This is a genomic window from Anaerostipes hadrus ATCC 29173 = JCM 17467 (assembly GCF_030296915.1).
Taxonomy (GTDB): Bacteria; Bacillota; Clostridia; order Lachnospirales; family Lachnospiraceae; genus Anaerostipes; species Anaerostipes hadrus.
In genome coordinates this window covers 1,197,905-1,220,465 of the sequence record NZ_AP028031.1, presented here as the reverse complement: position 1 = coordinate 1,220,465, position 22,561 = coordinate 1,197,905, and the positions used below count along the sequence as shown (strand labels likewise).

Below are 22,561 nucleotides of genomic sequence, written 5' to 3'. Positions count from 1 at the left end.
GTCTAAAGACCCATCGAATTTGGTTCGCTAACTGTACCGTCATTTACTTATTAAGCCCTACGGGGCTTATTTTATTTATTTTGCTTTACTGGCTCACCCGTAAACGGGGCAATATACTCTTTTAATGTCATCTGATCATACTCTAAATCATTTTGTAACTGATTTTGAATATATTCTTGTATCTTCTTTGCATTTTTCCCTACAGTATCTACGTAATATCCTCTGCACCAGAAATGGCGATTTCCATATTTGTATTTTAAATTTGCATGGCGTTCGAAGATCATAAGTGTACTTTTTCCTTTCAAATACCCTACAAAACTTGAAACACTTAAACTTGGTGGTATCTTTACAAGCATATGCACATGGTCTGGGCATATCTCTGCCTCTACTATTTCTACACTTTTTCTTTTGCATAGCATACTTAAAATATTCGCAATATCCTGTTTCATCTTCCCATACGCTACTTTTCTTCTATATTTTGGTGCAAAAACAATATGATACTTACAATTCCATTTCGTATGTGCTAAACTGTTTATATCCATTTGGATAACCTCCTTTGATTTTATGTGGTTGGCGAACCAACATAATTATATCACTGGAGGTTTTTTACTGTAAGCTTAAGCAATGCTGACTCACCGGCCTAGCCGGTGGTTTATTTGTTCATCAAAGTTCCGTTTCTCTTCTGAGAAACTCCACTGTGCTGAACAGGCTTAAAGCCTAACAAAAATAAAAATGGGGCTGTCGCATTAAGTGTGAACCGCTCCCCGTCAAGTAGACAATTGAAAAAATATAAATTTTTCCTGCCAGTAGAAATTTATCTGCTGGCAGTTTTTATGCAGCTTGCAAGTAAATTTCGTGTTTTTCCATTGGCGTTAAAATTCCGAGATTCCTTTGCAAGCGTTTATTGTTGTAGTAATCTATATAATCTTCGATCATTTTTTCGAGAGTATCTCTATCGGTGAATCGTTTTCCATAGTATCGCTCTCTCTTCAGAATTCCCCAAAAGCCTTCCATTGGTCCATTGTCGATACATTTAGCAACTCGCGACATGCTTTGTGTTATTCCAGCATTTACAAGTTTTATATGAAATGTCCTGTTCGTATATTGGAATCCCCTGTCACTGTGAAACAGTGGCTGCGCACCAGGATTTCTAAGTAAAGCATTATCTACCGTATCAAACACCAAAGCATTGTTGTTCTTATCACGAATAACATACGAAACAATTCGTCTATCATATAGATCCAGTATTGCACTTAGATAAACTTTATGCTTTTCCATCCCAATATAATAATGGAATTCTGTCACATCAGTGAGCCATTTTTCATTTGGTGCTTTGGCGGTGAACTCCCGATTAAGTATGTTTTCAGCTATATACTGAGGGTTTGCAGCCTGTCTTGTGCATCCGTTGTTAGAATACTTGATAGTTGATTTTATATTAAGTTTACGGCAAATGCGTAGCACACGTTTATCGTTTACATCAATACCATGATATCGTTCCAGATCATCTCTGATCCTTCGATAGCCTTTATCCGGTGAGTCTGTATGAATCTTTTCTATCTCGTCGGCAATAAACTTATTCTTTTGTTCACTTTTAGGAATTTCTCTGTGTAGCCATTTATAATAAGCTGCTCTAGAAACATTACCAAGTTTACAAAGTGCAGCGATTGGATAATTATGTTCTTTGTGTTCTTCTTTGATTGCCTGATATATATGTTCATGACGGACCAGGCTTAGCCCCGCCTCCTCTCTATTTCTTCGAGTTTTTTTAAAAAAGATGCCTCCATTTCAGCACGTTCTTTCTCTGCTTTTAAAATTTTAACTTCAGCACGCAGCTTTTCTAATTCACTCATCTCATCGGGACGTCTTCGTTTGCCACGGTTATCTCTTAAAGCTTCCACTCCACCAGCTTCATATTTGACTATATAATTGCGAGCCTGTTGATAGGACACCTGGTATTGTTCTGCTGTTTGGGCATAATTACGATCATGTGCGATACAATACTGTACTATTTCAACCCGTTCTTCAAAAGTGGTTTTTCTTCCTTTGGTCATGATAATGCTTCCTCCTGTTCCAGAAGATTTTAATTCTTCATGACCATTATACTTCTTTATCCAAGATTGTAACTTACCTTTTGAACGGATTCCATATTTTTTGCAGATATCATCTTGAGAACCATAGCCTGCTAAATAATCTAAGACTGCTTGCTGTTTCAATTCTTTGGAATATTTTTTATTCCCTTTCAATGTAAATGCATTTGCTCCCATAGATTCATAGTTTCGAATCCATTGTTGGACAGATGCGAGACTTACATCAAACATATGGGCAATTCGTTGTTGGCTTTCTTTTCCATCCAGATATAGATTTACAGCATATATCTTATTCTCAACAGATACTTTTCTTTTAGACATAAAATATGCTCCCTCCTAAGTGACAAGTTTTTATTATTTCACTTGTCTACCTAGAAGGGAGCGGTTCAATCATTAATGCGACAGCCCCTTTTTATAATGATTTATTTTCTATCTAAAATTTTATTAAACCGACTAAAGACTCCATAGTTTGTGTGTTTGACTTACTGTTTATATCTATCTTCTCCTAAATATTTTTCTAGTCATTGCAATATAAAATTGCTTATACAGTCTCTCCCTTAAGAGTCCTGGTATTCTGGATAATATACAGAGCGACCGATATGGCCATCATTATAGCGCACAAACCAATCAACAGATCTGATACCATCGGTGTAATGTGGAACCATATAATATGCACCGCTGCAGTTCCATATAATAAAAAAGTTACTATCTTTCCATGCCAGTCTGCACCATGTACTTTTCCTGTCTTTCGTATCACAAGACATCCACTGACTACCATATACAGCTCCTTACCTGCCATTATTACGATTAAAAGAAGCACATGCGGAAAACGAGTAAACAGACAGATTAACGTCGCTGCCTGTGTCAGCTTATCAGCCACCGGATCAAGTATTTTTCCTAAATTACTAATCCTATGGAATCTTCTTGCGATATATCCATCAGCAAGATCCGTAAGACCAGACAGCAATAAGATTTCACCAGCTAACAGAGGATTTTTCTTTACACAATAACTCCATATAATTACCGGAATCAGACAAAGCCGAAAAAAAGAAAGAAGATTAGGAACCGTAATAATTCTATTCAAATTTTCTTCCTGATTCACTTCACTCTGCATGTACGGTCACCTCACTTTCCTTTTTTTTAGACATAAACCAATAAAATATAACACAAAATGCTAAAGCAAACACAACACCAAAAACATTTTGAATCACTCTAAGACTAACCGCTCCTTGTAGTCCATAAGTCTCTGCAGCAATGGCTAAAGCACCAAATGTGTTAAATACTGCCTGCCAGCCATATTGTGCTGAAAATCCTACACCGATTCCACCAAGAATTCCTATATATGCATAGATTGACGAAGGAAGCAGAAAATATAATACTGTAAAACATATAACACCTGCAATATTTCCGACAATCCTTTTACGGACTCTGTAGTGCATATCTTCCATAAACGGCAAAATCGCGGACATGGCCGCAATACCAGCCCACATTGCACGTGGCATATTACAAAGTTCTGCAATGCAAAGGACAATCGGTACGCATAAAATCTGACATATCTGCCATTTTGTTCTGGAAGAAGTGATATCAAATTCTTGTATTAGATCTTTCAGATTTCTTTTATAAGTTCTGTTTTTATGATTTCGATAAAATACGAAACAGGTAAGTGCTGCACCTAAAGCCATTCCGACTAATCGCATCTGATAGCTTTTTCCTGTAACATCATAACCATATAGCAGCAGATACCCAAGAACCAATGTAGATTGATTAAACATGAATGGATTATGGCATCCGAACAGAATCAACACAGCCAGTGCCGCAATATTTAACAGCATTCCCAATACCGGTGAAAACTGATTTGCTAAATGCGGACATACAGTCATAATTACAAAGAACAAAGCCAAAAGCATCATAGATTGTCCGGTGTGGATCCCCAGATCCGCATTTCTAAACACCATGAGACATAATAAGACTACTACACCTACAATGCTGTTCTCATTTCCAAATAGGATGCTGAAAATACTAACAAAGAAAAAACAAAATGCCATTGTAACAGCTACCTTCACCAGATATACCCATATATGATATAATTTTTCTTTTAGTGTTTCACTCTTTTTCAACAGGTTTTTAGAACCTGCCTGATTTAACTGCAACTCCTGATAAAATGTCATATAAATCCTCCCATCTTCTAATTTATCTTAAAACTATATAATCTCATCTTTCTGCTTTGGCAGCTCTATAACAAATCTGCATCCACCATATTCACGGTTTTCTGCTTTGATTGTTCCTCCGGCACTATCTACAATCCGTTTTACAAGTGCAAGACCTAGGCCATTTCCTTCTGCTTTATGAGATCCATCTACCTGATAGAACTTGTCAAATATTCTGGATTTTACATCATCCTCTATTCCTGGTCCTTCATCTTCCAGAATGAACTTAACAGAATCCTGTTCTTGTTTCAGAAACATCGTAATTGTCCCCTTTGAAGGGCTGAACTTAATCGCATTATCCAAAAGATTTATCCAGATATGCATAAAAAGTCCTTCATTCCCAGTATATTTAACTTCCTCCAATTCTACCTGAAAACCAATTTCTTTTTCTGTCCATTTTGTTTCCAATGAAAGAAATGCCTGGCGGATCTGTTCATCCAGACGATATTCTGTTTTTTTCATTGGTATATTCTGATTCTCTAACTTGGATAACAGCAAAATATTACCAACCAATCCGGAAAGTCTTTGGGTGTTAAATAAGATTTTTTCTACATATTCCTCTTGATCCGGAGACAGTTCTTCTCCCTGAAGCAGCATTGTATATCCTTCAATGGCATTAATCGGGGTCTTAAACTCATGAGAAACATTAGATACAAAATCCATCTGCAGCACCTCTGTTGCACGAAGTTCTTTTGTCATAACGTTAAAACTTTGATAAGATTCTCCAACTTCTGCTATACGGCTGTTCGTTTCCAAATGCTGTTCAAAATCTCCCTGAGAAACTTCCTTCATTGCTTTACTAAGTCTGGTAATTGGTTCCAGTAACTTTGCATTGATAAAGGAAGTGATCAGCCCTGCAATCAATGTATTGAAAATCAAAAGCCAGCCAAGCACAGGTATGCTGCCCGGCAGATTAAAAAAATGATTCAAAAAAGCAAATAATAAAGCAGATATGACTGTTGAAAATACAAGTGCCAGCCAGATTGCACCAGTCAGACAGGATCGGATCCGCAATCCTTTTTCTTTCTTTTGTTCCATTATTTTTTCACCACCTTGTATCCAATTCCACGCATTGTTACGATTTCAAAATCAGGGTTATCTTTAAAACGCTCTCTGATTCTTCCTATATGTACCTCTATCGTATGTGGGTCTGCCTCCGTCTCGTATCCCCATACTTCATCCATCAACTGTTGTTTTGTAAATGTTCTGCCTGGCGAAGCTGCAAGCTTATATAAAAGCAGGAATTCTTTTTTAGGCAAAACAAGACTTTCCTTATCAGTTGTAACCGTCATTGCATCATAATCAAACTCTGTTGAACCGATCACAATTTTGTGTTCATTCAGTATCTGTGCACGGCGAAGCAGTGCTCCGACTCTTAAAACCATTTCATTCACATTTACCGGTTTTACCATATAATCGTCACTTCCCGAAAGAAATCCCTGGCGCATATCATCAAAGGAACCTTTCGCAGTGATCATAAGCACTGGTATCTGATATCCTGCTGAACGAAGTTCTGACACCAGTTCATAGCCATCCATAACCGGCATCATAATATCAGAAATGATCAGATCAATATATTCCTTATCCAATACTTCTAATGCCTGTGCTCCATCCGATGCACTTTTGACTTGATATCCATTCTTCTCAAGCACTTTTTGGAATAGCTGGCTTAATTCTTTATCATCTTCTACAATCAATATTTGAAACACGTTTTCCTTCCTCCTTATTAAAACAGATACCTTGCCCATCCAAGCAGATGCTGTACCAAAAATATTTTTCTCTGACGTTTCTTTGTTAATTCGATTGGCTCTACATGATATGGATCATTATAAGTTCCGCCTTCTAATATCTGGCGGGACACTTTTTCATATTCCATCATGCCCTCTTCCAACTGTTTATTAATATCTTTACTGCGTATTACAAGCATCAGTTCCGTATCCAGATATGCACTTCTCATGTCCATATTAAAAAAACCGATTACAGACAGATCATCGTCAATCAGAATACTTTTTCCGTGGTATGAATAACCGCCTTCATATTCCCAGATATTAATTCCTGTACTTAAGATTCTATTTCTGTTTTTCGCATAATCGGCAGCCCCAAATGGATTCCCATTATTCGCAACTGAATTTGTCATGATAGAAAAATCTGAAACGTTCTCTGCAATCTCTTCCCATGTATTATACATCATATCATTACAGATAATATATGGCGTGTGGATCTTCACACGATTTTTTGCATTTTTCATCAATTCTCCCAACTGATACCACACTACTGGTTCTTTGGAACCTGTGTGAATAGGATTTGACACTAATGTAATCTTTTCTGTCTCAAAAGTTTCGTCCGTATAATTGGTCTGGCAGATTCTTTCCTTATTCTCTTCAAAATATTTCTGATAGCTGTTCTGCAGCTCTAAAACTGCGTTCTTTACAGATTTTCTATTTGCCAGTTTTTTATTGTTATGAAAATAACCACTGTCTTCCTGATTCCATATGGTTTCAAAATACTCTGACAACTGGTTAACTGAATTTTCTTTCTCAGGTTCATCGCAAACCACTAACACGTCTCTGTCATAGTTCTTATGTCCCGGAAAATCACCCAGGAAATAATTGTATGTATTTCTTCCCCCAAGAATATATCTCTTTCCATCTGCAATCAAATATTTATCATGCATTCTACCCATCATTTTCCACGGTTTCAACGGATTGGCCTTATTATACAGTTTAATTTCAACATTCTCATGGGAAGATAATCCATAGAAATACGGATTTCCTTCCATATCAATCCAGCTCTCCATTCCATCTACTAACAGACGAATATGTACACCTCTGTCTGCCGCATCATGCAGTGCTCCTAAAATCAATTTTCCACTTTCATCGGATTGAAATGCAAAAGTAGAAAGAATAATTTCCTTTTTTGCATTCTTGATCAAACGCACTCTTTGTAAAAGCGCTTCTGGATTCTTTTCTATGATTACTGCCCGTTCTGTATTTTCACTGCATTCGTTCCATGACCCATTTTTTGTTTCTTTTTTGGTTGTATTGGACACTTCCGGCTGCTTTTTATATGCAACGCAGATTCCGAGCAATTCATAAAAAGCCACACATAAAAAAATTGCCAGTATAACAAGAAGGATTTTACATATTTTATGCTTTTTCATTGTACATCACCTGATTCCTTTTTATTTCATACTTATACAATACAAAGTCAATCTCAATTTAACCTCAACAAAATTTATTTTTCATAAAAAAATATGACCGGCTTCTTTTTAAAGAAACAGTCATATTTTTATTCTAATATATGAAGGAGCTTTTCTTACTCCGTTGTATTAATCACTATTTTATTTCTTCCATAAGCTGTCGGATTTTTCTCAATGTACATCGTGTAACTGCCAGGTCCTCTTCTTGTATATTCGATATGATTTTTTCATAAGCTTCTATCATTTTTTCTTTCTGACAATTACTTAATTCAATTGCCTTGTTCGTCAAAACAAGGTATGTTCTTTCTTTTTTTTCATCTAATTTCCAGATAATATATCCTTTATTTTCAAGACTTTTTACCATCTTAGATGTTTCTGGAATCGATAATTTCATGTATTCTGCCACTTCTGAAAGATATACTCCTTCATGACAGTCTGATTTTTCAACACATTCCTTTATACTATAAAGGAACAAATAATCTGTTCTTTCAACAAATTCAAATATACTTTCAACATTGATGCTCTTTAAAAAAACTCCTCTGCACTGGTTCCTGCTCCCATATTATCGTTCCTCTCTTTCTATATATTCTTTTTTGCTGACTAGACTCTTATATGCCGGGCGAATGATCTTATCTGTAGTTATCAATTCTTCCAGGCGATGTGCACTCCAACCAGCAATTCTTGCTATCGCAAATAATGGCGTGTACAATTCTCTTGGAATATTCAACATGTCATACACAAAACCACTATAGAAATCTATATTAGGACTTACTCCTTTGAATATCTGACGCTGCTTTGCAATCAACTTAGGTGCAATCTTCTCAATATTGTTATAAAGGGTCATATCTTTCTCACGTCCTTTATCCCTTGCGAGTTGTTCTACAAAGCCTTTGAACACCCTTTCTCTCGGATCTGAAATAGAATATACAGCATGTCCCATTCCATAAATAAGTCCTTTCTGATCAAACGCCTCTTTCTTCATAATCTTACTCAGATATGATGCAATTTCCTCTTCGTCTTCATAATCTTTCACATGACTTTTAATATCATCCATCATATTCATTACCATCAGATTTGCACCGCCATGTTTTTTTCCTTTTAAGGATGACATTGCTGCTGAAATAACAGAATAAGTATCTGAACCTGAAGATGTTACTACCCGTGTAGTGAATGTAGAATTGTTACCACCACCATGTTCCATATGTAACAATAATGCTATATCCAGTACTCTTGCTTCCAGTTCTGTGAATTTTGTATCTGGTCTTAATAGGCGCAGGAAATTTTCAGCAATAGATAAATCTTTTTCAGGTCTATGAATATACATACTTTCGTTTTTTTCATAATGACAATAAGCATGGTATGCATATACTGCTAACATAGGAAATGCTGCGATCAACTGCATACTCTGCCTTAGCACATTCGGAATTTCAAGACTTTCTTTCTCCTTATCGTAAGAGCCCAATGTAAGAATACTTCGAGTCATAGAACCCATAATATCTGATGTAGGTGCTTTCATAATGACATCTCTGGTAAAGTTAGTCGGTAGTTCCATACAATCAGATAGTCTTCCCTGAAATTCCATTAACTGTGTATCAGTTGGCAATTCTCCGAATAAAAGAAGATATGCTCCTTCTTCAAAGACAAACCTTTTTCCTTTACTTCCTGTTACTAAATCTTTTATATTATAACCACGATAAGATAACTCGCCATCACATGGACTCTTTACTCCATCACGATATTCAAAAGCTTTTATATCAGAAATATTTGTAAGCCCCGTCAACACACCTTGGCCTTTTTCATCTCGTAAGCCTCTTTTTACACCATACTCTGAATACAGATTCTTACTAATGCTATCATTTTGTTCACAAAAAATTGCTTGCTGTTTCATATAATTTTCCAAATTGCTCATTTGAATCGCTCCTTTCATTCTGTTACGAACTTACATACTATACTCAGATATTCTTGTTTCCAGAGCATTCAGCATTGTCTGTTCTTTTTCTTATTCTTATTCATTAGCAATACAATACAATGGAAAACTCAATTTAACCTCAACAAGGTTTGTTTTTTCATCCATGCAAAATCTTCTTTGTACAACAGACTGTTAGATATAACAAAAACGGCCTTTCAAAAACAGTTAACTTCTAAAATCAACTGTTTTTGAAAGGTCGTTTCATCAGATTCTTATAGCAATCCAGCAAATAATCTCATAAATAATTGTCCCAGTCGCAAATATGCACTTCGTCCGGTTTGATATTGGTCTGTCACATCACGACATTCTCCCATCGTTCTTATCAGATCATTTTTTATTTCCACAACTGCCTGACAATCTGCCATAAAACAGCCGTTTTCAAAATGGTGATATAAACTTCGATAATCCAGATTAATTGTTCCACAGGTTGCCATACAGTCATCTGCCACACTCATTTTTGCATGACAGAAACCAGGAGTCCACTCATAAACACGAACACCATGTTTAACTAATCCATGATAAAAAGAACGAGTTATATTATAAATGAACTTCTTATCAGGGATACCCGGTGTGATAATTCTTACATCTACCCCTCGCTTAGCAGCCAGGCATAACGCATGTGTCATTTCATCTGTTATGATTAGATATGGAGTCATAAACCAACAGTATTTTTCAGCTTTATTTATCATACTGATATAAACTTCTTCTCCTACCTGCTCATTATCCATAGGACTGTCTGCATAAGGTTGAACAAACCCAGTTTGCTGTGCCGCATAATCATAATGGAAAAGGTATTTACTAAAATCAGAATCATTAGCATCCTTATCACTTACTGCATTCCACATCTCCAAAAATGTCACCGTAAGCGACTGAACAGCATCTCCTTCTAAACGAATACCTGTATCTTTCCACTGTCCGTACGGGTGTGTGTAATTAAAATATTCATTTGCGAGATTATATCCACCTGTAAATCCGACTTTTCCATCAATAACTGTTATTTTTCTATGATCACGGTTGTTCAAAAACAGATTTAAACCTGGCATAAACGGATTGAATACACGGCAATGAATTCCTATTCGCTCCATTTTTTTCACAAAATCTGTATTAATAAAGCCTATAGAACCCATATCATCATAGAATACTCTAACTTCCACACCTGCTTTTACTCGCTCTTCCAGAACATCTTGAATCTTATGCCATGCTTCAGCGTCTTCTATCGCATGATATTCCATGAAGATAAATTTCTGTGCTTTCTTCAAATCCTTAAGCTGTGCCTCTAATCCTGTCACTGCTTCATCAAAATACACAATATCTGTATTCTGATAGATTGGATACTGCGAATTTCTTTGTATGTAACTTGCGATATTTCCTGCTTTCGGAATCGTTTCTTTTATTCTACTCAAACACTCCTGATTGTCAGGAAGCATTGGTAATAATTTACTATCAATTTCTGTATATCGTTCACGCATTTTATGTGTGCCACCATTCAAACCAATCAACAAATACAGGCCTACACCCATAATTGGGAAGATTAGAATTAAGATGACCCAAGGCATTTTCATAGAAGAGGTCTTATCTGATGCGTACAATCCCAAAACCAAGATTCCACTCAAAATCCTTGTAAATAAATTTATAATTTCTGCATATTCATTCAAGCGTGTTACGATAGTAATAATAAAAATTACTTCCAGAAGAATGCAGACTATGGAAAAACACAGCCGTTTTACCCCATTTTTTGTTTTTGCTTTGCCCTCTAAAGTATCTTGCTTCATATATATTCCACCTTCCTACTTGCTCAGTTTTCTGCCTAAATTTCATGAAACATACCAATTTTGTCTTTTATTCTCTGCATTTCATTATCCGCTTCAATGATAGCTCTTGCAGAATGAAGTAATTCTTCACTTATCTCATCATAACCAGGCATTTCTTCAATTCCTTTTTTATAGCGAAGTTGATGTTCCAATGTTGCCCAGAAATCCATACCATTGGTTCGGATCTGTAATTCTACACGCATAGGTGTTTTACCCTTAGCAAAAAATACTGGTATTTCAACAATCATATGATAGCTTCGATAACCATTTGGTTTTGGATTTTTTATATAATCTTTTATTTCAATAACTTTAATATCATCCTGTTGGGTAATCAAATCTGATATCATATAAATATCGTCAATAAACGCACAAACTATTCGAACGCCTGCTACATCATTTAAATATGTCTGTATATTTTCTGTTGTAAAATCATGTCCCATTTTCTGCAATTTATTGTAAATACTATTGGGCTTCTTAATCCTTGTTTTTATAAAAGAAATAGGATTTCGATTGTTCTCAACTGAAAATTCATCATCCAAAACCTCAAGTTTAGTTTGTATCTCCCGAATAGCACAACGATACATCATCATTAAATTATAAAATTTTGTAGCATTATTTAAAAACTGTAGTGATTCCGGACTGTCCATCCAGAGTTTTTTTACTTCATCCTTTGTCATGGTACTTTCCTTTCTACTTCATCCCTGATTTCAAAACATTATTTATTTTGATAGTTGATTCGTTCTCCTTGAATTACTGGATAACAAATCATTTTATCACTATCCAGATTTTCTACATGCATATCTACTGCACTGATCTGATAGTTTTCATAAGTATTGTAATAATAAATACCTTTTGTAACATTACAACACGACGTATACAATGTGATTTCATATTTTCCATCCGCTACTTCGCAACATCCTCGTTGCTGATCCACAGATCCGAGAATGTGGAAGAATTGGCTAACGCTTTCTTCCTCTGATTCACCTGAAATTGCATTTACCTTTGTAAAAGCTACACGTACAAAGCGTGAGGAAGATGAGAGATCTCCCGGAAGACCTAATCCTCCCATACCTCTACTATATGCATCAAGAGCCAAATTTTCGCAGAAAGTATTTCTGGGCTGTTTAGGAGATAAATACATATAATTATTTAGTTGAAACATCTGCTGTGGAAATGGCGGATTATTCGTAAGCACTCCTACTGGATTGTCATAAATATGCAAACCATCTGACATAGATTCTACCGTAATTGACTCATTCTCATCAGAAATGATCCAGTGTAATTGTGCTAATGGTAATTGCTCGCTGAAAGGAGTATTAACAATATTAATTCGTTCAAGAAGCTCGCGAACTTCAACTAAAGAAGAACACTGACTTAAAATCCACGGAATAAATTCAAACTGTGCAATATTTTCCACATCTGGCTTAATCGCGGCATAAACAGCATTTCCGACAAAATTCAGTCCTGCCATTGCCACTCCTTTTTCATTCATAGCATCATAATACAAAGGATAATCCTCTGCAACATGAGCCATTCCAATAATTGCATAATGATTTTTCATATCGCCAACATGGCGAAAATTAAACGCATAATTACGTGGTGTAATTACTATCTGATCACCATAAGAGAATTCATAATCGAGGGTTCGTCCAAAGTAAAAATCTTTTGTTTTATAAGTTGCTGCTGTACACATGATCGTTTATCCTCCTAAATAGATTGAAATATGTCAATGAGTTTTTTTCTTGAACAATAGTATAGCACAATCTTTTATTCTGTTCCAACTTCATACATGATCATAACATGTAAACTTTAAACTATTTTCCTAGATTATTTCTCCATCAGTTTTTCAAACCAGGTATCCATAGCTAGGATGAATTGACCTACGTCTGGCAATTCTTGCAGCATTTCGTTTAGGGTTTTGTGCTTCACATATTTCTGCACATACACCCAACAGGCAACGCTACTGGCTTCTGATACAATGTCAGCTATGGTTTTGCACATAAGCTCTTCAAATTCAGCAATTTCTTCTTTTGGGACAACATCATACAGTGTTGGTGCCTGATGACTTAATTTTACTCTATTTTCATTTGCATCTTTAAGCAGATTCTTAACTTTTTCTCTTGAATCCTCCGGTACTTTCAGGTACTCCCACATAAATGCTACCACATCGGATGGTGTGTCTTTTTTTAGTGGTGGTAACTGAATATAATCATTGTTTTCGCTCATTTTCATATCCTCCTCACGATATAATAAAATCAATAATACGTTCTCTTGTCATGTCCAGTACAGTATCTACGAACACTCCTGCAAACAGGATCAGATACAGAATTACACTCAGCGAAAACAGAAATGCAACCTGTACCCAGTCATGGTAACAGTATGCAGTCGCTATAATCAACAAAGTGAATATAAATCCAAGGATTCCTCTGACAACTGCATAAGTCTGTACTGTCATCTTTACTGCCAGGCCGATCACAAAAAGGATCAGCCATACCGGCAGTAATAATATCTTCCCAGCAAGTTTTAAAATAAACATGTGCACCTCCTATCTTACCAGTCCTGGCATATCATGGTTCACCTCTGCCTGATAATACCCGTTCATCGTTGACGGTGCATTAAACAGGGCTGCTAATAAATATTTCTTGATGTTCTTCACCTTTGTGGTGTTACCACTCATACAGTGTAAGACATACTCGATATGTGAATAGGTCAGCATCAGAAATTTTTTCTTCACCAGTGATGCCGGATACCAATCGCTGGCAATCAATATCTTGTCATTTTTACACATCACAGTTTCTACGATCAGGTTCACAATTTCATCTACCTGTCGCATATCGTCATGATGGGTTACTTCCAGTGATTCATAATCAATGGTCTCTTTGACAAGGTTTTCATAAGCCTGATAATCCTCAGAGCGATTATCGCTATCAAATCTTTTCTCATCCACAGATATGATAGGATTAGATTTATTATCATTCATTTCAGTATCACTAAGATTAGTATTATTAGGGTTTGAAATGTAAACTTCTTGAAGTTTGTTTTCGGGACTTCTAGAAGTTTGATTTTGGGACTTCATGAAGTTTGAATTGTAAACTTCTGTAGGTTCCTCATTTTCCACAGAAGTTTGTTTTTTAAACTTCTTTAATTCCTCTTCAAATTTTTTCTCATCTGTTTTCTCAGGCATAAAGGTTTTCACGTAGATAACGTTCACCTTTCCAAATCCCTGTCTGCGTTTCTCAATCAGGCCAATCCCTGTTTCGTCATCCAGTTCTCTCATGGATTTGATGGCTTTATTTCTGCCACAGTTCAGTAATTCCATGATATCTTCGATGGAAAAGTAGATATATGCTCTGTTTTTGTCATCAAACCACTGATTCTTGATGGAAAGAGACATTCGATCCAACATCAGTCCATATAAAATTTTAGCATCGCTCGATAAATCTTTAAAATAGCTGTCTGTAAATAATGCTTTTGGTATACGGTAGAAGCTGAACAGATCAGCTTCGGTACCGTAAAAATAATTAAATGTCATTTTTTTCTCCATAATTTCCTCCTTTCATTTTCTGCTAAGAAGTCCTCTTTTTAAACTTCTTTGACTTTGTTTTCTTAGCTTTTTCTATCTTTAACAGGACTGTTCCTGCGTCCATTTTTCTAATAATGATTCAATCACCTGTTCCATATCTTTGGCTGTGTAATCATCCGGAAAGTACTTTGTCAGTTTCTTTTCCGAGAATGTGAGAGACCGGGATACTTTCTTTGCCATCACACAGTTATTGAAAATTGATAACATCTGAATCTGATTGATTGGCCCATCATTCAGTTGATTTCTGAGTGTTGCAATCTGTTTTGGCTTGATAAATCCAGTGTCGCTAATATATTCGTAAATCCATTCCTGTACTTCCTTATCGATATAGGAGATATTAACAGCAACCGTGAACTGAAGCTTTTTGTTATCTACCAGATCAAGAAGTTCCGGAATTAACTCTGTCAGTCGAATGTAACGCTGAATCTGTTTATAACTTTCACCTGTCCCATCCGCAATTGCTTCCGTTGTTCTTTTGAACTTTGGGACATTTTGTCCCAAAGTCAAGTCTGTCCGAGAACCTTGGTGTTTCATGGCCTCTTGTTTCATTTTGTAAGCAAAAGCTTTTTCACCCGGCAACAATTCCTCTCGCTGAATGTTAGCGTCCACCATAGCTACAATGGCATCATCATCTGATAATTCTCTTACGATAGCCGGAATAGTCGTCAGTCCTGCAAGCTGTGCTGCATGCATTCTTCTGTGACCGGACACCATTTCATATTCTTCATTTTCATCCATGCGAAGCAGTACTGGTGTCAGCACTCCATTGATCTTTACACTTTCTACCAGATCCTGCATCTTTTCATCATCCAGCACCTTGAACGGATGATTCTTAAACGGATGGATCTTACTGATCTCTATCTCCATTGCAGATTCTTCATTTACTACTCCGAGCAGTTCGTCAATACTTGCCAGCTTAATCTTTTCGCCACTTCTATTTTTCATTCTTCAAAACCTCCTGTGTTAAGTTCATATATGCTTCGGCAACCTTTCCTTTCGGACAGTGCATGTAGATACTTTTTCCCTCTGCACTGGTCTCAGCAGCTTTTACAGACATCGGGATCACATTTTCAAATACCTCGATCTGACTTCCGTAGGTTGTATGTACTCTCGATGCAATATCCCTTGCGTAATTGGTTCTGAAATCTACCATGGTCAGGAGAATGCCCTCAATCGCCAGTTTCCGATTCAGTCTTTTCTTTACTGTAAGAATGGTCTTGATCAGCTGCTGAAGTCCTTTCACCGGCAGATATGCGGCTTGCACAGGTATCAGCACAGAATCGGAAGAAACCAGTGCATTGATTGTCATCATACCAAGGCTCGGCATACAGTCGATCAGGATATAATCGTATCGGCATCGTATCGCATCGATATATTCTTTCATGATCATTTCTCTGCTCATAACATTTCCCATCGTTACTTCCAGTGCGGAAAGCTCAATATTTGCCGGGAGAAGATCTACATTTTCCTGGTGATGTAAAATCCCATCTTCCAGAGAGATTTCTTCTTCGTTGATGACATCCATCATGATCGTTGCCAATGTGATGCGAAGATCATCCGGTTCCTCATATCCAAGACTTGCGGTTAAACTTCCCTGTGGATCCGCGTCGATCAGCAACACTTTCTTACCTTCTCTTGCCAGTCCAATGCCTACATTTACGGTTGTGGTGGTCTTTCCAACGCCACCTTTCTGGTTTACTACGGATATAACTTTACACATGATTTCTTCCTCCTTTAACTTTCCCATGATTCTTTTTTCCATAATTTCAACAGTGCCAGTATTTCCCGTTTCATCATTGCCGGTGTATAAGAATTTGGAAAATACTTGTGCAACTGCTCGTTTGTGAATGCCACTCTTGCGATCTCACCCTTTTTCACTTCACACATGATCTCTTCCATCTTTTCCAGTGACAACTGTTTTTCTTTACTCAGTTGCCAGATCCTCTGGGCCTGTGAGAGTGATGGGATTGCCTGTGCATACTCCATTGCTACAAGCAGTTCTCTTTGTTCTTTTTCACTTAATGCAGCTATCTCTACAGCCGGACAAAAAGAAATAATCTCATCATCCAGTTTCTGCAACATTTCCGGTATCAGTTTTGTCAGTGAGATATAACGCTGCACTTGTTTTGGGCTATCACCACAATCTTCACTGATGATTTCTATTGCCCGCTTTCTTGGTGTTTTGTGGTCAACTTGGCTCTTTTTTCGACCACTTTTTCTTTTCAATACATCATTCTTCAGTTTGTAAGCAAAAGCTTTTTCACTGTAACTGATCCGTTCTCTGTGAAGATTGGAATCTACCATACTTAAAATGGAATCATCTTCACTTAATACCCGGATGATTACCGGTACTTTACGGTATCCAAGTTTCTCCGCAGCATGTTTTCTTCTGTGGCCGGATATGATCTCATAGTAGCCATCCGGTACAGGTCTGACGATCAGCAGATTTAATATTCCATACTTCTCAATGCTTTCCTGCAGAAGAAACATTTCCTTATCATCTTTCACCTGAAACGGATGCTCTTTGAATGGACGAAGACGCTCAATCTCAATTTCTATGATTCTTTCTTCGTTTTCTCCTGATTGTCTGTTTGGCTCAGTCATCTTGACTCCTTTCCTCCAGGATTCAGAAAATAAAAAATGCCTGCCTGGAACTTTTATAGATAGTAAAGTTCCAAACAGACATTGCTGTTTGACCATTAGCTGTAGCTAATAGAATTGAATACTGTTTCAGCTAATTCATGTTTGCAGGTTTGGGAGAGATTGTTTCTTTTCCCGCCTTTTCTCTGATTTACATCCCCAAATAAGGGGTGACAACGGAGCGGAACCCAAATGTTAGCTGGACTTCTTAAAACCCATGTTTGCAAACCGGTAATTTTGATTAGCTGTCAGCTAACAAAAATCGGATTGCGTTAGCTGGAAATTGATCATTTTGAATGGAATTTTGTGTCACGAACGTGATTTGAAAATAACAAAAGCGTTCGTTGTCAGCTAATCCAGCTAACATTTTCGAACGCTTTGAAGTCCGTCGCCAAGAGGATTTGAACCTCCGACCCCTCGCTTAGGAGGCGAGTGCTCTATCCAGCTGAGCTATGACGACACATGCCGCAAACCCTTGATTTTACTGGGTTTCTGGGATTTTCCCTTCGGCCATATATAAGATTATCAACTCTTTTTTGAGTTGTCAATCTACAGATTTTTTCGATTTGGTAACATTAGAACGTTCCCCAATTTTTGGAATGCTTTGTTGTCACCTTTGGCATTTTTCAGAATAGATTCGAACTGAAAGTTGTTTTTCATTTTTTCCCTTTGGGGAATGCCTCGGCTTTCTCTTAGGAGCTCGAGATACCACTGTAAATACATACAATGATTAGTCAACCTAAGTCAAGGAAATCCTTGGTTTTCCTAACTATTCTGTTACTCCCTGTCAAAATAAGAAAACCTGTTTTCATCTCTGTAAAGCACCTTTCGGTGCTCGTCCGGTGCTCGGAGCACCCGGAGGATATAACCATTCCGTTCCATCGAGTTCACTCAGTTGGCCACCATTACGATTCAGCTTCGTAACAATGATCACTTGGTTTTCTTATTAGATTAACTATATTATAACGTGCTGTAGGTCGGATGTCGATGATTTTTTGACCATATTTTACTCGGATTTACTTACTGCTACTTCTAGATAAAAAGATGGAAGCAGTTGCTCCGTACTTCCCCATTTTACTGATTAAGCCATACATCATTTTTGCTCATACTATTTTCTCCATATTATTTTTCAAACTCTGGTTTCCAGTTTGCAAACTGTACAAGCTGTTCATCCGTGCGGTGATAATATCTTTCATTCTTGTCCAGCTTTGCAATCTGTTCCATTTCTTCATCTGTTAATGCAAAATCAAAGATATCCATATTGTCCTTAATGTGTTCTGCATTTTTACTTCCAGGAATTACAACAAATCCCATCTGAGTATGCCAACGGAGAATAACCTGTGCAGGTGTTTTTCCATATTTTTTGCCAAGTCCTGCAAATACCAACTCATTCATTAATGCTGTATCTCCATGTCCCAGCGGATACCAGCTCATAAGCTTAATTCCATATTTGTCTAAAGTTACACGAAGTTCTTTCTGTGTGAAATATGGATGTGCTTCCACCTGAATAAACTGAGGTACAATTTCCCACTTTGTTTCCAACTCTTCCATATATTTTCTTTCAAAATTCGAGATACCAATGGATTTTGCTTTGCCCTCTCTATACGCTTTTTCAAGCATTCTGTATCCGGCAAGCCAGTTGCCTGCAGGCTGGTGTATATAAAGTAAATCCACATAATCAACACCAAGTCTTTCTAGAGTTTCTTCTACAGTATTCTCATTTTCATATTCACTAGCCCATATTTTTGTTGATAGAAATATATTTTTTCTGTCAATTCCACTATCCTTGATTGCTCTTCCAACTGCACGCTCATTTACATAAGCATTTGCTGTATCAATTAGGGAATATCCCATTTTTAATGCCTCTAATGTACTTGTGTAGGCATCCTCTGGTGATAACATAAAAGTTCCTAGTCCAAGCATTGGACATTCCAAATTGTTATTCAACTTCATATTTTCCATCTTTTTAGTCCTCCTGAAATTTTTCTTTATCAAGCATTTTTATTACTTTTGCCGGATTTCCAACTGCTACTGCATAATCCGGTACATCCTTTGTCACTACAGATCCAGCTCCCACAATTGCGTGTCTTCCGATACATACTCCCGGAAGTATCGTAGCTCCAGCTCCTACCCAGGCATATTCTCTTATCAGAACAGGCTTACAAGTCAGAGTACACAAATCATATGGATCATGATTATTGGAAATAAGCTGTACATTTGCAGCAATCATAGCATTGTCTTCAATCGTTATTCCACCTCTTGCCATTGCAAGAAGATTAGAATTGATAAATACATTCCTGCCAATCTTTACGCTTCCAACACATGCTCCATTAAGCGGTGGTGATATCATACTCCCATCTCCTAGGTTATTTTCAAACAATTCCTTTAATAAATCATTATATTCATCAGTAAAAGGCATTGTATGATTAATCTGAAATAATATTTTTGTCTGACGTTGCCCTTCTGTACTTTCTTTTATTGACGCAGTTCTTACATCAACACGTATTTCCTTGCATTCCATTTTTCTAACCTCTATTTCTGTATCCATCTTTCAAGTACATCTTTCGCTTGATCTACGCCGCTTCCATGTATCGCAATGCCTTTCTCAATCACTGCACCTTTTGCACTTTTTTTAATATCACTCTCCGTATTTGACAATCCGCTTCCTTCATGCGTACAGAATGGATGAATTTTCTTTCCTGTAAAATCATAACTTTCCAGAAAAGTATATACAGCCATTGGCATGGTTCCCCAGTAATTCTGGTATCCAAGATAAATCTCGTCATATTGATCTATGTCCTGTGGCAGATTTAGTATCTCTGGTCGTTTTCCTGTCTGTTTATCCTCTTTTGCCTGTGCAATGCAGGTATTATAATCAGCGGCATAGGGAATCTTTTGCTCGATTTTGAAAAGGTCTGCTCCTGTCATATCAGCTATCATTTTTGCAGCTTTCTCAGTATTGCCAATCTGAATATATTTCATGGAACCGCCAAAATAATTTTCATCTGCTCTTGAATAAAATGCTACCAGCTTTGCCATTTGTACTATTCCTCCTTTGTCCATACCAGTTTTCCTGTTTTCACTGCTTCTTCATACCGTGATATCTTATAAGAAAGCCTGTCCATAGTTTCCTCTATCTGCTCTTTTTGCTTCTGAAGAATATCCATCTGCTCATTCAACAACTCAAGTCTCGCAGGTATTGTAGAATCTCCCGCCCTAAATAGCCTTTGATATTCAATCAGACTTTCTATGGGAAGTCCTGCATTTCTCATACATACTGCAAGCTCAACCCATCTAAGATCTTCTTCCTGGTAATCCCGAATTCCTCCGGATGTTCTTGTAACTTTAGGAATCACATTAACCCTCTCATAATAACGAAGGGTATCCTGTGAAATACCATATTTTTCTGACACTTCTTTTATTGTCATATTCTTCCTCCACAATTTAAAGAAGATTTTTCACACTCTGTATCCATTCATTAATTTGTTCCTGAGGTGTCTCCATATTACTTCCACCTGTAGAATCAAACTGTATCTGCATATCGCAAACCACATTTGCGCCTTTGCAGGCTACTTTCATATCCTTTATTACATGCCCTGGCCAGCCACCATTTGTCATAAAAGGTACTACTGTCTTTCCGGTAAAATCCTGTTGGTGCAGAAATGTTTTTACAGCCGGAGCCATTGTGTACCACCATGTAGGTGTCCCAACTGCGATGACATCATAATCTGCAATATTGATATCCAGCGGTTTAATTTCAGGTTCGTATCCGCGCTGCACTTCATTCTGTCCCTGATTTACCACATCATCATAACTGCCAGAATATGGAACTACGGTATCTATTTTTAGAATATCGCTATCAGTCTCACTCTGCAGCATTTTTGCAATTCTTTCCGTGTTTCCATTTGACCATGAATAATATATAATCAGTAATTTCTTCATCTTTTTACCTCCTGTTTCGATTAGTATACTACTTGAAGTTAACTCCAAGTCAAGAGCCTTTGATTTTTTCTTCATAAACGCTGGTATGACGCAGACTATGGAAGACCCAAGACTCGCTACTGGCGGTTGGTTAGACCTTACCAGACAGGCATTCCACCTGCTAGACTACTCGCCCTTATCTGGGCGCACAATTTTAAACGGATGGATCTTACTAATTTCTATCTCCATTGCAGATTCTTCATTTACCACACCAAGCAGTTCATCAATGCTTGCCAGTTTAATCTTTTCGCCACTTCTATTTTTCATTCTTCAAAACCTCCTGTGTTAAGTTCATATAGGCCTCTGCAACCTTTCCTTTCGGACAATGCATGTAGATGCTTTTTCCCTCTGCACTGGTCTCAGCAGCTTTTACAGACATCGGGATCACATTTTCAAATACTTCAATCATGGATAAAATCTAAAGTAAGTATTACACCATTAAAAAAGACTATTTATATTAACCAGACTTGTAAAATTAATTTACAGAACAATAAAACTAAAGTAAAATGGACAGTATCTAATAATAAAATAAGAATAGTGAACAAAAATAACAAATATGCAACTATCAAAGGGCTGAAAGTTGGATCAGCTTATATAAAAGCTAAGATCGGTAAAAAGACTTATCGGAGCAAAATGACTATCAAAAAGAAAGTTGTTAAAACCCCTTCAGCTCCTACTGTTAAAAATTATACATATAATAGAATTATTTTGGATAACGATAAACTTCAGATAAAGTTGGCATATACAACTTCTTCTGAAATTGCGTTTTCAGTATATAATAAAACAGATTCCTTATTTAAGTTTGACTGTGAATATTTTAAATTGAACGATACGGATTACGAACCAGATGAAATGACCACTTCTCCGTATATTGCTTCAAAAGACACTAGAAATTTTATTTTAAAAGCTAAAATTAAAAATCCTGAATGTACTTCTTTCGCAGGTGTTTTTAGTATCTGGGCATCAGATGGTTACATTATTGATTATCTAAATGTTTCAAAAACTACTGTGAAATAATTATCTAAATGACTTAATGGGATATAATCTCGAATTGTCGTTTTTATTATTAAAATAAAGAAGGAGA

The 22,561-nt window shown here is 36.8% G+C and carries 25 protein-coding genes, 1 tRNA gene and 2 pseudogenes; 1 reads left to right on the top strand and 27 read right to left on the bottom strand.

What is annotated here, in order from left to right:
• Positions 1–71 precede the first annotated feature (71 nt).
• From tnpA to QUE18_RS05860, 27 genes and pseudogenes are all read right to left on the bottom strand, one after another.
• A complete protein-coding gene (gene tnpA, locus QUE18_RS05990; RefSeq protein ID WP_009203872.1) occupies positions 72–542 on the bottom strand; it encodes an IS200/IS605 family transposase in 471 nt (156 codons plus the stop codon).
• Positions 543–831: 289 nt separating this feature from the next.
• Positions 832–1,698 carry an IS3 family transposase gene (locus QUE18_RS05985; RefSeq protein WP_237968375.1) on the bottom strand — a complete coding sequence of 289 codons (867 nt, stop codon included), beginning with the start codon at positions 1,696–1,698 and terminating at the stop codon, positions 832–834.
• Positions 1,699–1,730: 32 nt separating this feature from the next.
• The gene (locus tag QUE18_RS05980; protein ID WP_009203870.1) at positions 1,731–2,408 is read right to left on the bottom strand and encodes a helix-turn-helix domain-containing protein; all 678 of its coding nucleotides are present in this window, start codon (positions 2,406–2,408) and stop codon (positions 1,731–1,733) included.
• A gap of 220 nt (positions 2,409–2,628) precedes the next feature.
• Positions 2,629–3,201, bottom strand: a complete 573-nt coding sequence (locus QUE18_RS05975) for a CDP-alcohol phosphatidyltransferase family protein (RefSeq protein ID WP_009203869.1) — start codon at positions 3,199–3,201, stop codon at positions 2,629–2,631.
• Entirely contained in the window at positions 3,191–4,255 is a 1,065-nt protein-coding gene (locus tag QUE18_RS05970; protein WP_009203868.1) for an FUSC family protein, read from the bottom strand. The genes QUE18_RS05975 and QUE18_RS05970 overlap by 11 nt, the downstream gene beginning before the upstream one ends.
• Before the next feature lie 33 nt (positions 4,256–4,288).
• On the bottom strand, positions 4,289–5,332 hold the full coding sequence (locus QUE18_RS05965) for a HAMP domain-containing sensor histidine kinase (protein ID WP_005347239.1): 1,044 nt from the start codon (positions 5,330–5,332) through the stop codon (positions 4,289–4,291).
• Complete coding sequence (locus QUE18_RS05960; protein WP_003693048.1) at positions 5,332–6,042, bottom strand: response regulator transcription factor; 711 nt, start codon at positions 6,040–6,042, stop codon at positions 5,332–5,334. Before QUE18_RS05960 ends, QUE18_RS05965 begins: the two co-directional genes overlap by 1 nt.
• Positions 6,021–7,454 carry a phospholipase D family protein gene (locus QUE18_RS05955; protein WP_009203867.1) on the bottom strand — a complete coding sequence of 478 codons (1,434 nt, stop codon included), beginning with the start codon at positions 7,452–7,454 and terminating at the stop codon, positions 6,021–6,023. Before QUE18_RS05955 ends, QUE18_RS05960 begins: the two co-directional genes overlap by 22 nt.
• Positions 7,455–7,629: 175 nt before the next feature.
• Positions 7,630–7,899 (bottom strand): helix-turn-helix domain-containing protein, encoded by a 270-nt coding sequence (locus QUE18_RS05950; protein ID WP_179976049.1) that lies wholly within the window; start codon positions 7,897–7,899, stop codon positions 7,630–7,632.
• A 156-nt stretch (positions 7,900–8,055) separates the two neighbouring features.
• Entirely contained in the window at positions 8,056–9,420 is a 1,365-nt protein-coding gene (locus tag QUE18_RS05945) for a citrate/2-methylcitrate synthase (RefSeq protein ID WP_009203865.1), read from the bottom strand.
• A 254-nt stretch (positions 9,421–9,674) separates the two neighbouring features.
• A complete protein-coding gene (cls, locus tag QUE18_RS05940; RefSeq protein WP_009203864.1) occupies positions 9,675–11,234 on the bottom strand; it encodes a cardiolipin synthase in 1,560 nt (519 codons plus the stop codon).
• 35 nt (positions 11,235–11,269) lie between these two features.
• Complete coding sequence (locus QUE18_RS05935) at positions 11,270–11,950, bottom strand: GTP pyrophosphokinase (protein ID WP_009203863.1); 681 nt, start codon at positions 11,948–11,950, stop codon at positions 11,270–11,272.
• Between the two features lie 38 nt (positions 11,951–11,988).
• Positions 11,989–12,966, bottom strand: a complete 978-nt coding sequence (gene bsh, locus QUE18_RS05930) for a choloylglycine hydrolase (protein ID WP_009203862.1) — start codon at positions 12,964–12,966, stop codon at positions 11,989–11,991.
• A 134-nt stretch (positions 12,967–13,100) separates the two neighbouring features.
• Complete coding sequence (locus tag QUE18_RS05925) at positions 13,101–13,505, bottom strand: hypothetical protein (protein ID WP_040344354.1); 405 nt, start codon at positions 13,503–13,505, stop codon at positions 13,101–13,103.
• A 7-nt stretch (positions 13,506–13,512) separates the two neighbouring features.
• Complete coding sequence (locus QUE18_RS05920; protein ID WP_005334864.1) at positions 13,513–13,809, bottom strand: hypothetical protein; 297 nt, start codon at positions 13,807–13,809, stop codon at positions 13,513–13,515.
• A gap of 9 nt (positions 13,810–13,818) precedes the next feature.
• Positions 13,819–14,817 carry a DUF6017 domain-containing protein gene (locus QUE18_RS05915; RefSeq protein WP_009203860.1) on the bottom strand — a complete coding sequence of 333 codons (999 nt, stop codon included), beginning with the start codon at positions 14,815–14,817 and terminating at the stop codon, positions 13,819–13,821.
• Between the two features lie 78 nt (positions 14,818–14,895).
• A complete protein-coding gene (locus QUE18_RS05910) occupies positions 14,896–15,801 on the bottom strand; it encodes a ParB/RepB/Spo0J family partition protein (RefSeq protein WP_009203859.1) in 906 nt (301 codons plus the stop codon).
• The gene (locus QUE18_RS05905; RefSeq protein WP_040344366.1) at positions 15,791–16,576 is read right to left on the bottom strand and encodes a ParA family protein; all 786 of its coding nucleotides are present in this window, start codon (positions 16,574–16,576) and stop codon (positions 15,791–15,793) included. Before QUE18_RS05905 ends, QUE18_RS05910 begins: the two co-directional genes overlap by 11 nt.
• A gap of 14 nt (positions 16,577–16,590) precedes the next feature.
• On the bottom strand, positions 16,591–17,556 hold the full coding sequence (locus QUE18_RS05900) for a ParB/RepB/Spo0J family partition protein (RefSeq protein ID WP_009203857.1): 966 nt from the start codon (positions 17,554–17,556) through the stop codon (positions 16,591–16,593).
• 326 nt (positions 17,557–17,882) lie between these two features.
• Positions 17,883–17,956: transfer RNA gene (locus tag QUE18_RS05895), tRNA-Arg, on the bottom strand.
• 662 nt (positions 17,957–18,618) lie between these two features.
• Complete coding sequence (locus tag QUE18_RS05890; protein WP_009203855.1) at positions 18,619–19,458, bottom strand: aldo/keto reductase; 840 nt, start codon at positions 19,456–19,458, stop codon at positions 18,619–18,621.
• 4 nt (positions 19,459–19,462) lie between these two features.
• Positions 19,463–20,044 (bottom strand): acyltransferase, encoded by a 582-nt coding sequence (locus QUE18_RS05885; protein WP_009203854.1) that lies wholly within the window; start codon positions 20,042–20,044, stop codon positions 19,463–19,465.
• Complete coding sequence (locus QUE18_RS05880) at positions 20,029–20,559, bottom strand: flavodoxin (RefSeq protein WP_009203853.1); 531 nt, start codon at positions 20,557–20,559, stop codon at positions 20,029–20,031. The genes QUE18_RS05885 and QUE18_RS05880 overlap by 16 nt, the downstream gene beginning before the upstream one ends.
• Positions 20,541–20,924, bottom strand: a complete 384-nt coding sequence (locus tag QUE18_RS05875) for a MerR family transcriptional regulator (RefSeq protein ID WP_009203852.1) — start codon at positions 20,922–20,924, stop codon at positions 20,541–20,543. The genes QUE18_RS05880 and QUE18_RS05875 overlap by 19 nt, the downstream gene beginning before the upstream one ends.
• 16 nt (positions 20,925–20,940) lie before the next feature.
• Positions 20,941–21,513, bottom strand: a complete 573-nt coding sequence (locus QUE18_RS05870) for a flavodoxin (protein ID WP_009203851.1) — start codon at positions 21,511–21,513, stop codon at positions 20,941–20,943.
• 117 nt (positions 21,514–21,630) lie between these two features.
• Positions 21,631–21,744 (bottom strand): annotated as a pseudogene (locus tag QUE18_RS05865) (ParB/RepB/Spo0J family partition protein); the annotation flags it as partial.
• Positions 21,734–21,889 (bottom strand): annotated as a pseudogene (locus QUE18_RS05860) (ParA family protein); the annotation flags it as partial. The pseudogenes QUE18_RS05860 and QUE18_RS05865, both read right to left, overlap by 11 nt.
• A 125-nt stretch (positions 21,890–22,014) precedes the next feature.
• Between QUE18_RS05860 and QUE18_RS05855 the strand changes: the two are divergent.
• Positions 22,015–22,494, top strand: coding sequence for a hypothetical protein (locus QUE18_RS05855; RefSeq protein ID WP_009203848.1), 480 nt, complete (start codon positions 22,015–22,017; stop codon positions 22,492–22,494).
• Positions 22,495–22,561: the final 67 nt, after the last annotated feature.

What these genes read in the sequence shown, in the direction of transcription:
- tnpA (WP_009203872.1), bottom strand. Translation starts at nt 542, where the DNA reads ATGGATATAAACAGTTTAGCACATACGAAATGGAATTGTAAGTATCAT.
- QUE18_RS05980 (WP_009203870.1), bottom strand. Translation starts at nt 2,408, where the DNA reads ATGTCTAAAAGAAAAGTATCTGTTGAGAATAAGATATATGCTGTAAAT.
- QUE18_RS05975 (WP_009203869.1), bottom strand. Translation starts at nt 3,201, where the DNA reads ATGCAGAGTGAAGTGAATCAGGAAGAAAATTTGAATAGAATTATTACG.
- QUE18_RS05970 (WP_009203868.1), bottom strand. Translation starts at nt 4,255, where the DNA reads ATGACATTTTATCAGGAGTTGCAGTTAAATCAGGCAGGTTCTAAAAAC.
- QUE18_RS05965 (WP_005347239.1), bottom strand. Translation starts at nt 5,332, where the DNA reads ATGGAACAAAAGAAAGAAAAAGGATTGCGGATCCGATCCTGTCTGACT.
- QUE18_RS05960 (WP_003693048.1), bottom strand. Translation starts at nt 6,042, where the DNA reads ATGGGCAAGGTATCTGTTTTAATAAGGAGGAAGGAAAACGTGTTTCAA.
- QUE18_RS05955 (WP_009203867.1), bottom strand. Translation starts at nt 7,454, where the DNA reads ATGAAAAAGCATAAAATATGTAAAATCCTTCTTGTTATACTGGCAATT.
- QUE18_RS05945 (WP_009203865.1), bottom strand. Translation starts at nt 9,420, where the DNA reads ATGAAAGGAGCGATTCAAATGAGCAATTTGGAAAATTATATGAAACAG.
- cls (WP_009203864.1), bottom strand. Translation starts at nt 11,234, where the DNA reads ATGAAGCAAGATACTTTAGAGGGCAAAGCAAAAACAAAAAATGGGGTA.
- QUE18_RS05935 (WP_009203863.1), bottom strand. Translation starts at nt 11,950, where the DNA reads ATGACAAAGGATGAAGTAAAAAAACTCTGGATGGACAGTCCGGAATCA.
- bsh (WP_009203862.1), bottom strand. Translation starts at nt 12,966, where the DNA reads ATGTGTACAGCAGCAACTTATAAAACAAAAGATTTTTACTTTGGACGA.
- QUE18_RS05925 (WP_040344354.1), bottom strand. Translation starts at nt 13,505, where the DNA reads ATGAAAATGAGCGAAAACAATGATTATATTCAGTTACCACCACTAAAA.
- QUE18_RS05920 (WP_005334864.1), bottom strand. Translation starts at nt 13,809, where the DNA reads ATGTTTATTTTAAAACTTGCTGGGAAGATATTATTACTGCCGGTATGG.
- QUE18_RS05915 (WP_009203860.1), bottom strand. Translation starts at nt 14,817, where the DNA reads ATGGAGAAAAAAATGACATTTAATTATTTTTACGGTACCGAAGCTGAT.
- QUE18_RS05910 (WP_009203859.1), bottom strand. Translation starts at nt 15,801, where the DNA reads ATGAAAAATAGAAGTGGCGAAAAGATTAAGCTGGCAAGTATTGACGAA.
- QUE18_RS05905 (WP_040344366.1), bottom strand. Translation starts at nt 16,576, where the DNA reads ATGTGTAAAGTTATATCCGTAGTAAACCAGAAAGGTGGCGTTGGAAAG.
- QUE18_RS05900 (WP_009203857.1), bottom strand. Translation starts at nt 17,556, where the DNA reads ATGGTCAAACAGCAATGTCTGTTTGGAACTTTACTATCTATAAAAGTT.
- QUE18_RS05890 (WP_009203855.1), bottom strand. Translation starts at nt 19,458, where the DNA reads ATGGAAAATATGAAGTTGAATAACAATTTGGAATGTCCAATGCTTGGA.
- QUE18_RS05885 (WP_009203854.1), bottom strand. Translation starts at nt 20,044, where the DNA reads ATGGATACAGAAATAGAGGTTAGAAAAATGGAATGCAAGGAAATACGT.
- QUE18_RS05880 (WP_009203853.1), bottom strand. Translation starts at nt 20,559, where the DNA reads ATGGACAAAGGAGGAATAGTACAAATGGCAAAGCTGGTAGCATTTTAT.
- QUE18_RS05875 (WP_009203852.1), bottom strand. Translation starts at nt 20,924, where the DNA reads ATGACAATAAAAGAAGTGTCAGAAAAATATGGTATTTCACAGGATACC.
- QUE18_RS05870 (WP_009203851.1), bottom strand. Translation starts at nt 21,513, where the DNA reads ATGAAGAAAAAATCAAAGGCTCTTGACTTGGAGTTAACTTCAAGTAGT.